Genomic DNA, 11287 nt, shown 5'->3' with positions numbered 1-11287 from the left:
ATGACCCACCGTATTCTGATCCTCGGCGGCACCGCTGAAGCCCGGCAACTGGCCGGAAAACTGGCGGCGCGTGCCTCGGTCACGCTGTCGCTGGCTGGCCGTACCGAGAGCCCTGTCGAACAGGGCGTGCCGGTGCGAACCGGAGGCTTTGGCGGTGCCGATGGATTGGCCGCCTATCTCAGGGAGATGCGCGTCGACCTGATGATCGACGCCACGCATCCTTATGCGGCGCAGATCTCCGCCAATGCCGCGCAAGCCGCACGCGCGTCCGGCGTGCCGATCCTTGCCCTGCGACGCCCTGGCTGGGAGCCTGTCGAAGGCGACCGTTGGACGCTGGTCGATACGTTTGGCGATGCCGCGCAGGCGCTTGGGCCGTTGCCGCGCCGTGTCTTCCTTGCGCTCGGCCGGCAAGAGGTTGCGGTTTTCGAAGCCGCGCCCCAGCACCACTATCTCATTCGCAGTGTCGATCCGGTCGAGCCCACGTTGGCCGTGCCTGATGCCGAATATCTGTTGGCCCGTGGCCCGTTTCGCGAGCCCGATGAGCGCGCGCTGCTCGAAAAGCATCGCATCGAAGTCGTCGTGTCCAAGAACAGCGGCGGCGCGGCCACATACGGCAAGATCGCTGCGGCGCGGGCGCTTGGCCTCGACGTGGTCATGGTCCGACGGCCTGATCTGCCGGATGTCCCTTCGGCTGAAACCGTCGAAGCGCTGACCGCCATTGTTGATCAATTTGGGGTCGATCATTTTGTCGAGCCCGCTGCCGAACGCGGCGTGTAGACCAGCGCCGGCTTCTCCGCGCGCCTGATGATCCGGGTTTCCGGCGAACCGATGATGATGCAGGTCGCCATGTCGGCCTTTTCAGCTTCGACATCGGCCAGCAGGTAGACCTCGATACGCTCGTCCGGGCGGCCGGCGGCGCGGCCGAAAATCACTGGCGTGGTGCCGGGCAGGATCGCGGTCAGGCATTCAAAGGCGCGGCCGAGCTGCCAGGGCCGCGCCTTGCTGATCGGGTTGTAGAGCGCGATGACGAAGCCGGCACCGGCCGCCGCCAGCAGGCGCAGCTCGATCAGCTCCCACGGCTTCAGATTGTCGGACAGCGAGATGGCACAGAAATCATGGCCGAGCGGGGCGCCGATACGGGCGGCAACCGCGAGCATGGCGGTGATGCCGGGCACGACGGCGACATCGACCGCGCGCCATTCGGCCGGGCCAGCCTCGATCGCCTCGCAGACGGCCGCCGCCATGGCGAACACACCGGGATCGCCGCCGGAGACGACCGCAACATCGTGGCCCTCGGCGGCTTTGACCAATGCATCCTTGGAGCGGGCGAGCTCCTCGCGATTGTCGGAAGCGACGCGGGTCTGATCCGAGCGCAGTTCCAGCCGGTCGAGATAGGGTTTGTAGCCGTAAAAGAATTTGGCCTCGGCGACAGCGCGGCTGGCTTCCGGCGTGACCTGATCGGCATTGCCGGGGCCAAGGCCGATGACGGTGAGACGGCCACTCATGCTTTGCCTCCCAGGGCGCCGGGGCGGCCGGACCAGCCGGCGACCAGCACGATGGCGAAGTAGGGCGCCTTGTCATCCTGCTTGTCGGCAAGCTTCATGGACACACTGCCAGCCATGGTGCCGCGCTCCACGTAGACGGCGCGCGTCAGCTTGCCGGTAGCTTCCAGAGCCCGCCTGATCTTGGGCAGGTTGCGGCCGACCTTCATGATGACGGCGGCATCTGTGTCGGCCAGCCGGCGTGTCAGCTCGAACTCGCTCATCGTGCCCGGCAGAACCGTCAGCACATCATCGCCCTGGACGATCGGGACACCAGTCTGCGACCAGCAGCCGGACATGGCGGTGACGCCAGGAATGACCTCGGTTGGAAAGCGATGGGCGAGCCGCACATGCAGATGCATGTATGAGCCGTAGAAAAGTGGGTCGCCCTCTGACAGCACGGCAACCATCCTGCCTGCCTGAAGGTGTTCGGCGACCTTCTCGGCCGAGTCCTCGTAGAATGCCGTGATCTGCGACCGATAGTCGTCGTGATCCTTGTCGATCTCTATGGTGACGGGATAGAGCAGCGGCAATTCCGTCATCTCGGGCCGGAACTGCGCTTCGACGATGGCGCGTGCGTTGCTGTTGTTGCCGCGCTTGGCGAAGTACGCCACGACATCCGCCTCGGCCAAGACCCGCGCGGCCTTTAGCGTCAGCAGCTCAGGGTCGCCGGGACCGGTGCCGACGCCAACGAGACGACCTTTTGGGAGTGCGTTCACAGGCCCGGCCTCGCCAACGCATTGACCGCCGCGGCGGTCACGGCGCTGCCGCCGAGCCTGCCGCGAACAATGGCGTATGGCACGCCATAGGAATTCTCGGCCAAAGCATCCTTGGATTCGGCCGCACCAACGAAGCCGACCGGCATGCCGATGATGGCCGCCGGCTTCGGCGCGCCGTCGCGCAGTTTTTCCAGCAAATAGAACAGCGCGGTCGGCGCATTGCCGATGGCGACCACTGACCCCGCCATGCGCTCGCCCCACAGGTCGATCGCGGCGGCGGAACGGGTGTTGCCGATCGCTTTGGCGATGTCGGGCGTGCGCGGGTCACGCAAGGTGCAGATCACCTCGTTGCCGGCCGGCAACCGGGCGCGGGTAACGCCATGCGAGACCATTTCCGCGTCGCAGAAAATCTGCGCGCCCGCCGCCAAAGCGGCGCGCGCGGCGGCAACGAAATCCGTGGAGAACACAAAACGACCTGATGCTTCGACCTGGCCGCAGGCATGGATCATGCGGACGGCGACATCGGCCTCGGCTTCGGAGAAGCGCGACAGATCAGCCTCGGCGCGGATGATCGCGAAGGAGCGCTCGTATATCGCCGTGCCGTCATGGATATAGTCGTAGGCGGCCATGCTCATTCCTGTTGGTAAGTTCGGGCCTGTCGGTAAGCCTCGGCGATAGCGGCCGGCCCGAGCCTTGTCAGGCAAGCAGCGGCGGTCTCGCCTTGATATCGTGCGCTGCGGATCATTGCCGCGACGCGGCTGATGCCGCGCGCGGCGTCATAGCCCGGCCTGTAGCCGGCAGGAAGAGCCTTTGCCGTCGCGTTCACGACAAGTCCGGCTCCGTTTTCGCCGCCGACCAGAGTGAGGGCTGCCTTGCCTGCGTGGGCGCAGCCCTTGGCGCAGCCTGAAATATGCAGTGTGAAGTCGAGAATGTCGGCGTTTTCGGCGGCGATCGTCTCGGCGATGTCGCGCGTGGCGATCCGGCCGGAGGCGCAGGCCGGCGTGCCAGGACAAGCGGCAATGCGGGTGCGCGGGTCGGCGGGGGAAGTAACGAAGCCGAGGGTGGCGGCGGTGTCTTGGAGGGGCTGGCTGGCGGCTGTTGGTTGGCCGAGGAGAAGCAGGGCGCGGCCGGGGGCGAGGCGGATTTCGGTTGTGCCGAGGGTGAGGGCGTTTTGGGCAAGGGTGATGATCTTGTCGGCTGGCATGCTGCCGTAGGGGAGGCCGATGCCGAGGGCGATGGCGTGGCTTAAGTTGAAGAAGCCAATTGGCCGGCGAGAGTGCTCTACGGCGCCCCCCTCTGTCCTGCCGGACATCTCCCCCTCAAGGGGGGAGATCGCGCTCCCGTCTTTGCTTTCGCCAATCACCAATGTTGAACTGCGGGCGCGGACAGCGAAGCTGCTAATCTCCCCCCTTGAGGGGGAGATGTCCGGCAGGACAGAGGGGGGCGCCATAGAATGCCAACCTGCGAGAGAAGCCAACTGCCTCTCCGACAAATCCCTCGCGCGCGCCTCGCGGCCTTTCTCGGCAACCATCCTGAGCACGGCAACAGCAATATCGTGTGCCGTATCATCTTCCACCGCGACAAGCCGCTTCGCATTCTGCCCATCGCCCGCGACAGACACCTGCCAGCGAACTCCCGCATCGGTCCGCATCGCAACAAGCCTGACGTCGGCCGTCACCGCATTCAGCGTCAGTTGTCCGCCGCCATCCACGACAACCGAAATCTTCGGGCCGAGCCGTTGCGTCAGCCCGGCCTCTTCGACCGCTGCCCTGATCCGTTGCGCCAATGGCAGGGGATCGGCGATCTCCTGAGGATCGATGCCGGCCAACGGCCCGGTCTCGACCGGCACGCCGGTGCGCACCGCGATTCCCAGCGCATCGACCTCCGCCGCCAGCACGGTTGCGCTTTCCGCCGTCAGGCCGCGTATCTGCAGGCTGCCGCGCGCGGTAACTTCCATGATGCCATTGCCAAGCCGCAATGCGGATTCGGCCAGTCCGATCAAAAACTTCGGCGACAATCCTCCCGCGACCGGGTTGAGCCGCACCAACAAGCCGTCGCCGGTCTGCATAGGTGCCGACAGAGCTGGGCAGGCGCCACGACGTGAGAAGGCGTTCATGCCGCCACCCCAAGCGCTTCCGCCTCGGCAATCAGGGCCGTGAGATCGTCGTCTATGGAATTGCGCAAGGGATGCCAGAGGCCACGCCGGCGCGCCGACAGCAAGCGCTCGGCGATGACTTTTGCGGCGGCGGGGTTCTCGCGCAGGATGAAAGCGCGGACGGCTGGATCGCCGACATACGCATCATGAACGGCCTCGATCAGCGTTCCCGATATGGCATGAGTGGTTTCGGCGAAGCCGACCAGCCGGTCGACGGTCTCGGCGAATTCGGAGGCGCCACGCGGGCCGTGGCGCATCTGGCCCGATATGAAGCGCGGATTGACGGCGCGGGCGCGCACGACGCGGGCCACCGCCTCGCCAACCGAGCGCGGCTTCGGTTTTTGCGGGTCCGTGGTGTCGAGCACGATGACGTCGGCGTTCCTGCCCAACGTTGCGAGGGCTGCCGAAAAGCCGCCGATGAAGGCGACATCGGCGGAGCCTTCGAGAATGTCGCGGCCTGGATCGTCGCCGGTGTGGACGAGAAGATCCGCTTCGGCGATGCGACCCTCGAAGGCGCCAGGGGCCGAGATGCCTTCGCCCTCGGCGCCGCCATAGGCATGCGAGGTCGCGTCGAGATAGGCGCGGCCGACCTCTTCGCGCACTCCCCAATCGCCGGAGGACAAAAGATCCTCGACGCCGGCGCCATAGGTGCCGGGCGAGGTGCCGAAAATGCGTGGGCTGACCTTGCCATCGGCGCGGGTCCTCGCCGCGAGCGGGTTTTCCGAATCCTCCTCGTCACGCGCGGCAACGGCGTTGGCGGCGGCATCGATCAGTGCGATCTGGGTCGGGAACATGTCGCGAAACAGGCCTGATATGCGCCAGGTGACGTCGACACGTGGGCGGCCAAGCGTGGCCGGCGGCAGCACTTCGATGCCGGTGATACGGCCGGTCGCAGGGTCCCATTGCGGCCGGCAGCCCATCAGCGCCAGCCCTTGCGCGATCTCCTCGCCGCCGGTGCGCAGCGAAGCCGAGCCCCAGAGATCGATGACCAGCGAGCGCGGCCAGTCGCCATGCGATTGCATGTAACCGCGTACTACCTCCTCCGCTGCCGCTCGGCCCAGATCATAGGCGGTCGGCGTCGGCATGGTGCGCGGGTCCGACGTGAACAGGTTGCGGCCGGTGGGCAAGACGTCCGAGCGTCCCCGCGCGGGCGCGCCGGCCGGACCGGCCTTGACGTGGCGGCCATCGAGCGCCGCTAGCAATGCCGCCTTCTCCGCGTCAGCACTTTGGCGGCGCATGGCGTCGGGCTCGTCCTCGGGGGCGCGGCCGTAGATGTGCAGCCCGTCCTTGATGGCGAAATCCTTGAGGTCGCAGAGCCAGGCGTCAATGCGGCGCAGCGCTTCGTCGGGCGCGTCGGTCGTTGCGACGCCGGCTTCGGAGGCGAGGCCGGTCTTCTGCGCGGCGTCGACGATCAGCTTGGCCAGGCGGTCACGGCGGCGGCGGTCGAGCCCGTCGGCCTGGGCATATTCGTCGACCAACCGCTCGAGCTTATGTTGATTCTCGTCCAGCCCGGCACCGGTCAGTGGCGGCGGCAGATGGCCAAGGGTGACGGCGGCAATGCGCCGCTTGGCCTGTGCCGCTTCGCCGGGGTTGGAGACGATGAACGGATAGATGACGGGCAAGGGACCGGTGACGATCTCGGGAAAGCAGTTTTCCGACAGGGCAACCGTCTTGCCCGGCAGCCATTCCAGCGTGCCATGCGCGCCGACATGGACCAGCGCATGAACGCCGAGCGATTTGCGCAGCCACAAGCCGAAGGCGATCAGAGCATGGCGCGGCGGGAGCGTCGGGTCGTGATAGTCGGCGCGGCGGTCGGTCGAGCGGCCACGGTCGGGGGCGAGTGCCACGGTAATGTTGCCGAAGGTGGCGGCACGGAAGGGGAATTTGGCGAAGGTAGGCGCCTGAGCACCCCCCTCTGTCCTGCCGGACATCTCCCCCGCAAGGGGGGAGATTGACCTGTCATCTGCGCTTTCGCTAATCTCAAACGTTGGAGGAGAGGTGCAGGCGACGGCACTGCCAATCTCCCCCCTTGCGGGGGAGATGTCCGGCAGGACAGAGGGGGGTGCCTCACACCAACCTGTCTCGCCTTCTGCCTTCCCCCAAGCCGCCTCCATGGCAGCGACAGCCGCAGCCGGCAGGCTCTTGGAGAAGTCCAGATAATCCTCCAGCCCCAGCCCATCTTTGCTACCTTCAAGAAGCCCTAGCAACCCACGCGGCGTCTCCGGAATTCCGTCAACTCCATAGCCCTGTTCTTTGAGGTCATGCAGCATCGCCAACACGCTGGACGGCACGTCGAGGCCGACGGCGTAGCCGGTGCGGCCGGGGGCGCTCGGATAATCCGGGATCAGGACGGCGAGCTTGCGCCCGGCGCGTGGCGTCTGCTGCAGGCGGATGAAGGCCGCGACGCGGTCCGCGACTTGCGCCACACGATCCGCTTCAGGCCGGTTGGCGAAGGCGCGATGGCCAAGCGCGGGATCGATCTCGCTTTCGCCCTTGAAGGAAATGGCGCCGGCGAGGATGCGGCCGTCGAGCTCGGGCAGCACGACATGCATGGCAAGGTCGGCGGGGGCGAGGCCGCGCTGGTTGTTCTGCCAGATGTCGCGTCGGGTGGTGGCGACGATGACCTGGAAGACGGGCACGCCGGCGCGGTCGAACAGGGTTTCGATGCCGGGCTCCGCGCCGGACGCGAAAGCGGTAGCGGTGATGAGGGCGGCGGGTTTTAGTGCGGGGAGCGCGGTTTCCACGAACGCCAGGGATGCCGGATCCTTGAGGCTGGAGACGAAGATGGGGACCGGGGCGATGCCGCGCTGGCGGAGCGCCTCAAACAGGGCGTCGATGGGCGCGACATCGGCGGCCAGCAGCATCGAACGGTAGAACAAGATAGGCACGACTGGGGCGTTGACGTTGTCAACGTCGAGTTCCGTCACACCCCCCTCTGTCCTGCCGGACATCTCCCCCGCAAGGGGGGAGATTGCTTTGTCATCGATGATTTCGCCAATTGTCGAGGTTGTAGATGCCTCAGTTTCCAATGAAGCGAGAGAAGCGCCGGCTTTGATGAAGTCCGATCTCCCCCCTTGCGGGGGAGATGTCCGGCAGGACAGAGGGGGGTGTGAAGGAACGCCAACATTCGATGCGTCCGGCTTCTCCACAACTCCGCGTGCGGGCTCGTAAAACCCAGCCTTCGGGACCGCGACCGGCTCGACGACAGGCTCATCCTGCCCAGCCAGCCGCGCCAACCTTCGCACCAACGCGCTCATATTCGCCGGGCCGCCCTCGCGAAAATAATCGAGCAAGCCGTCGAGTTCCTCGCGCGGCAGCGTCGAGGCTTCGATCAGGCGCAGATCCTCGTCGCGGCATTCGCCTGGCAGCAGCGCCAGCTTTATTCCGCGGTCGCGGGCAGCCGAGGCAAGCTGGTCGCAGCCGTAGCGCCACCAGTCGTAGCCGCCGAGGATGCGGACGAGGATGATCTTGGCGTGACGGGCGACGCTGTCGACCCAGAGGTCGACGGACATGGGATGGCGCAAGTCGCGCAGAGCCGCCAGCCGCATCGAGGGCAGGCGGTCGGCGTCAGCCTTCCACGCTGCCGCCAGTCCGGCGAGGTCGCTGTCGGTGAAGGACAGGGCCACGATATCCGCCGGGGCCTGCCGCAGATCGACCGGCTCGGCGAGGTCGTCGAGCGAGGCGGATGTCGTGGTTAGGATGTGCATCGCAACCTGTGTCCGAAATCAGCCGGCGAGTATACGCTCGATAGCCGGGCGGTTCAGCCCCTTGAGGCCGATCACGACGAGGCGCGAGCGGCGGTCGTCCTGCGCCGTCCAGGCGCGGTCATAGTAGTGGTTGACGCGCGGCCCGACGGCCTGCAGCAGCAGCCGCATCGGCTTGCCGCCGACCTCGACGAAGCCTTTCACACGCAGCACGTTCTCTTCCTCGGCAGCCGTGGCGACGCGTTTCGCCAATTCGTCCGGATTGGCGATCGAGGCAATGTCGACGGTGAACGTATCGAAGTCGTCATGCTCATGGTCGAAGGCGCCGTCGTGATGGGACTTGCGGTTCTCGATATCGTCCTCGACCGCGAGACCGAGGCCGAGCAGCACGGAGGGATCCACCTTGCCATGCGACGTCGGCACGATCTTCACCGCGCGGGCGGAGTGTTCGTTGATGATGGCGTTGGCGCGGGCGGTGCCGGTGGCGTCCATCAGGTCGCTTTTCGACAGGATGATCAGGTCGGCGCAAGCGATCTGGTCCTCGAACACTTCCTCGACCGGGTCGTCGTGGTCGAGCGTCTCGTCCTGGGCGCGCTGCGCCTGGAGTGCCTCCATGTCGTTGGCGACGCGTCCCTCGGCCAATGCCGGCCCGTCGACCACGGCGATGACGCCATCAACGGTCACGCGGCTTTTCACGCTCGGCCACTGGAAAGCCTGGACCAGCGGCTTGGGCAAAGCGAGGCCGGAAGTCTCGATCAGGATGTGGTCGACCTTCGGAGTCAGCGCGAGGATCTGGTCGAGCGCCGGCACGAAATCGTCGGCGACGGTGCAGCAGATGCAGCCATTGGCCAGTTCGACGATGTTTTCCTCGGGGCAGGTGTCGATGCCGCAGCCCTTCAGGATCTCGCCGTCGATGCCGATGTCGCCGAACTCGTTGACGATGATGGCAATACGCTTGCCGCCGGCGTTTTCCAGGAGATGGCGGACCAGCGTCGTCTTGCCGGCGCCGAGAAAGCCGGTGACGACGGTGCAGGGGACGCGGGAGACGGAAGCGGTCATTTCAGGTCCTTCAACAGGTCGAGGGGAGGGATGCGGGCAACAAGGCCGCGCTTCAGGCTATCGGGGCGGCCGCGCCATGGGATCAGGCCGTCCGTCGAAGTGGCGAAGAGTTTGGCTCCAGTGACCAGATCGGCGCCGCTGGTTGGTGTCAGGTCGCCGAAGACATAGCTCCAGCAGCCGTCGCGCAGGATGGCGGCGCTGAGCCGCCGCTTGCAATTGCCGAGGCATTCAACGCTGCTGATGCGAATGTTGTCGCCCGTCGCGGCGCGGCGCGTGTCGTCCGCCAGCAGTTCGCCGGCGCGGGGATGGGCGTCGGAGCCGGTTTCATCGCGGCAGGAGGCGCAGACGATCACGGTGACGCCAGCCAAGGCATCATCATGGCCGGACGAAACATCCGCTGTGCCAGCCGAAAAACTGCTGTCGTGGTCCAAAGATCGTGCTCCTTGCCCGGAAACCCGCCGGACGATCGGATTCTATAGTCGCAGACGGCAGGTCTCCTGGCTCGCGGGTCATCGCCTTGGGTAGCCGCCTTCCCGGGATCACCCCAGTGGCTTTCGGCCTTGGCTCTTCGCTTACAGTTGCGGGGACAGCCGCGGATTTGGGATTTCGTCCCGCACCGCATTCCCTCTTAGCTCCTCCCTTTGAAGAGAGGAGACCGTCTGGACCGGATTTAGGCTTTTGCAGGCGGCGGTGTCAACGCGGCTTACGACACGGCGATGGCGGCCAGCGCCGGACCCAAGTCACCGGCGGGCGTCACTTCCATGCGCTCAAGGCCAAGCCAGCCCTGCATCTGCTTCAATTCCTCGAAGAGCTGAGCAGCGGTTTCAGGCGGCGCGCCGGGCTCGGCATAGGCCGCATGGACGCGCAGGGCACTGGCCGGCCGGTCGGCCTTGAGGTCGACGCGCGCGACGATCCTGTCGCCGAGCAGGAACGGCAGGACATAATAGCCGTATTGCCGCTTGTCGGCCGGCGTGTAGATTTCGATGCGGTAGTGGAAATCGAACAGCCGCTCCGTGCGCGAGCGTTCGAAGACGACCGGATCGAACGGTGCCAACAGGGCGCGGGCCTCGATCTTGCGCGGCAGACGGGCATCCTTGTGAAGATAGGCCGGCTTGTCCCAGCCTTCGACGCGCACCGGCAGCAATTCGCCTGTTTCAACCAATTCCTCCAGCCGGCCTTTCATGTCGGCCGGCGAGAGGCGGAAATAGTCGCGCAAATCGCCTGATGTCGCGATGCCGTGGGCGCGGGCCGAAATGCGCAGCAATTCGCGGTGCGCGTCCTCGGCGGCCGGAACCGGAAGATCGAGGATCGCCTGCGGCAGCACACGCTCCGGCAGGTCATAGAAGCGTTCGAAACCGCGACGGTGCGCCGTGGTGATGCGTCCGGCCCAGAACAGCCATTCGAAGGCATGCTTGGCATGGCTCCAGCCCCACCAGCCGCCCGAGCCCTTCTGGCCCTCGAGCGCGGAGGCGGCCGTCGGGCCGCGCTCGACGACCTGGTGGTAGATCTCTTCGACATAGGCGGCGTGCTCGCGACCCCATTTGGCGAGGCCCAGATACATTTCGTCGCCGCGCTCGGCCCGTTGCATGCGCCAGCGCATCAGCGGGTATGTCTCGACCGGCAGGAAAGAGGCCTCATGCGCCCAATATTCGAAGACCGTGCGCTTGCGCGTCATGGCCGCATTGTCGAGCAAGGCGAGAGGGTAAGGGCCAAGGCGCGAATAGAGCGGCATATAATGAGCGCGCACCACCGCGCTGACGGAATCGATCTGCAGCAGACCGGTTCGAGCCAGCACGCGGGCAAAATGGCGGCGGTCGGGCGTAGCTGTTGGGCGGGGATCGAGAAAACCTTGGGCTGCAAGCGCGATGCGCCGGGCCATGGGGAGCGAGATCTTTTCCTTCATGCAGGCGTCACTCTGAGGGCGATGATGGGTGATTCCGGACAATGCTAGCAGGGTTTTGGCGGCAACCATGTCAGGAGAGAAAAGTGGAGTAAAAGGCGAAGGAAATCAAACAGGAGCGGATCGGACCAGTTTGCCGCGATAAGCCGTCCAGGTCAGTGTTTTGAACAAGGTTTGACTTGCTTCGCTGGAAGTGCTGCGCTAACCCT

The 11287-nt window shown here is 65.8% G+C and carries 9 protein-coding genes and 1 riboswitch; of the genes, 1 reads left to right on the top strand and 8 read right to left on the bottom strand.

Annotated features, from left to right (window positions below):
• The gene (locus NKJ90_RS19915) at positions 1-777 is read left to right on the top strand and encodes a cobalt-precorrin-6A reductase (RefSeq protein ID WP_023757124.1); all 777 of its coding nucleotides are present in this window, start codon (positions 1-3) and stop codon (positions 775-777) included.
• Here NKJ90_RS19915 and NKJ90_RS19910 read toward each other — a convergent pair.
• From NKJ90_RS19910 to NKJ90_RS19875, 8 genes are all read right to left on the bottom strand, one after another.
• A complete protein-coding gene (locus NKJ90_RS19910; protein WP_023757125.1) occupies positions 741-1505 on the bottom strand; it encodes a precorrin-3B C(17)-methyltransferase in 765 nt (254 codons plus the stop codon). The two genes, NKJ90_RS19915 and NKJ90_RS19910, sit on opposite strands and share 37 nt — an antisense overlap.
• Positions 1502-2260 (bottom strand): precorrin-2 C(20)-methyltransferase, encoded by a 759-nt coding sequence (locus NKJ90_RS19905; RefSeq protein ID WP_023757126.1) that lies wholly within the window; start codon positions 2258-2260, stop codon positions 1502-1504. The genes NKJ90_RS19910 and NKJ90_RS19905 overlap by 4 nt, the downstream gene beginning before the upstream one ends.
• Positions 2257-2889, bottom strand: a complete 633-nt coding sequence (locus NKJ90_RS19900) for a precorrin-8X methylmutase (RefSeq protein ID WP_023757127.1) — start codon at positions 2887-2889, stop codon at positions 2257-2259. Before NKJ90_RS19900 ends, NKJ90_RS19905 begins: the two co-directional genes overlap by 4 nt.
• 2 nt (positions 2890-2891) lie before the next feature.
• Positions 2892-4376, bottom strand: coding sequence for a precorrin-3B synthase (gene cobG, locus NKJ90_RS19895; RefSeq protein ID WP_023757128.1), 1485 nt, complete (start codon positions 4374-4376; stop codon positions 2892-2894).
• A complete protein-coding gene (locus NKJ90_RS19890) occupies positions 4373-8122 on the bottom strand; it encodes a cobaltochelatase subunit CobN (RefSeq protein ID WP_023757129.1) in 3750 nt (1249 codons plus the stop codon). Before NKJ90_RS19890 ends, cobG begins: the two co-directional genes overlap by 4 nt.
• An 18-nt stretch (positions 8123-8140) precedes the next feature.
• The gene (cobW, locus tag NKJ90_RS19885; protein WP_023757130.1) at positions 8141-9178 is read right to left on the bottom strand and encodes a cobalamin biosynthesis protein CobW; all 1038 of its coding nucleotides are present in this window, start codon (positions 9176-9178) and stop codon (positions 8141-8143) included.
• The gene (locus NKJ90_RS19880) at positions 9175-9609 is read right to left on the bottom strand and encodes a DUF1636 family protein (protein ID WP_023757131.1); all 435 of its coding nucleotides are present in this window, start codon (positions 9607-9609) and stop codon (positions 9175-9177) included. Before NKJ90_RS19880 ends, cobW begins: the two co-directional genes overlap by 4 nt.
• Positions 9610-9648: 39 nt before the next feature.
• Positions 9649-9853, bottom strand: a riboswitch (cobalamin riboswitch).
• 28 nt (positions 9854-9881) lie between these two features.
• A complete protein-coding gene (locus NKJ90_RS19875) occupies positions 9882-11081 on the bottom strand; it encodes a winged helix-turn-helix domain-containing protein (RefSeq protein WP_023757132.1) in 1200 nt (399 codons plus the stop codon).
• Positions 11082-11287: the final 206 nt, after the last annotated feature.

It is taken from the genome of Mesorhizobium sp. M0051 (assembly GCF_040323235.1).
GTDB lineage: Bacteria > Pseudomonadota > Alphaproteobacteria > Rhizobiales > Rhizobiaceae > Mesorhizobium.
Note: the sequence above shows the minus strand (reverse complement) of the source record. Positions and strands in the feature narration are given on the sequence as shown.

Excerpts from the sequence above, each read along its gene's own strand:
- NKJ90_RS19910 (WP_023757125.1), bottom strand. The coding sequence starts at position 1,505 with ATGAGTGGCCGTCTCACCGTCATCGGCCTTGGCCCCGGCAATGCCGAT.
- NKJ90_RS19875 (WP_023757132.1), bottom strand. The coding sequence starts at position 11,081 with ATGAAGGAAAAGATCTCGCTCCCCATGGCCCGGCGCATCGCGCTTGCA.
- cobW (WP_023757130.1), bottom strand. The coding sequence starts at position 9,178 with ATGACCGCTTCCGTCTCCCGCGTCCCCTGCACCGTCGTCACCGGCTTT.
- NKJ90_RS19890 (WP_023757129.1), bottom strand. The coding sequence starts at position 8,122 with ATGCACATCCTAACCACGACATCCGCCTCGCTCGACGACCTCGCCGAG.
- cobG (WP_023757128.1), bottom strand. The coding sequence starts at position 4,376 with ATGAACGCCTTCTCACGTCGTGGCGCCTGCCCAGCTCTGTCGGCACCT.
- NKJ90_RS19915 (WP_023757124.1), top strand. The coding sequence starts at position 1 with ATGACCCACCGTATTCTGATCCTCGGCGGCACCGCTGAAGCCCGGCAA.
- NKJ90_RS19900 (WP_023757127.1), bottom strand. The coding sequence starts at position 2,889 with ATGGCCGCCTACGACTATATCCATGACGGCACGGCGATATACGAGCGC.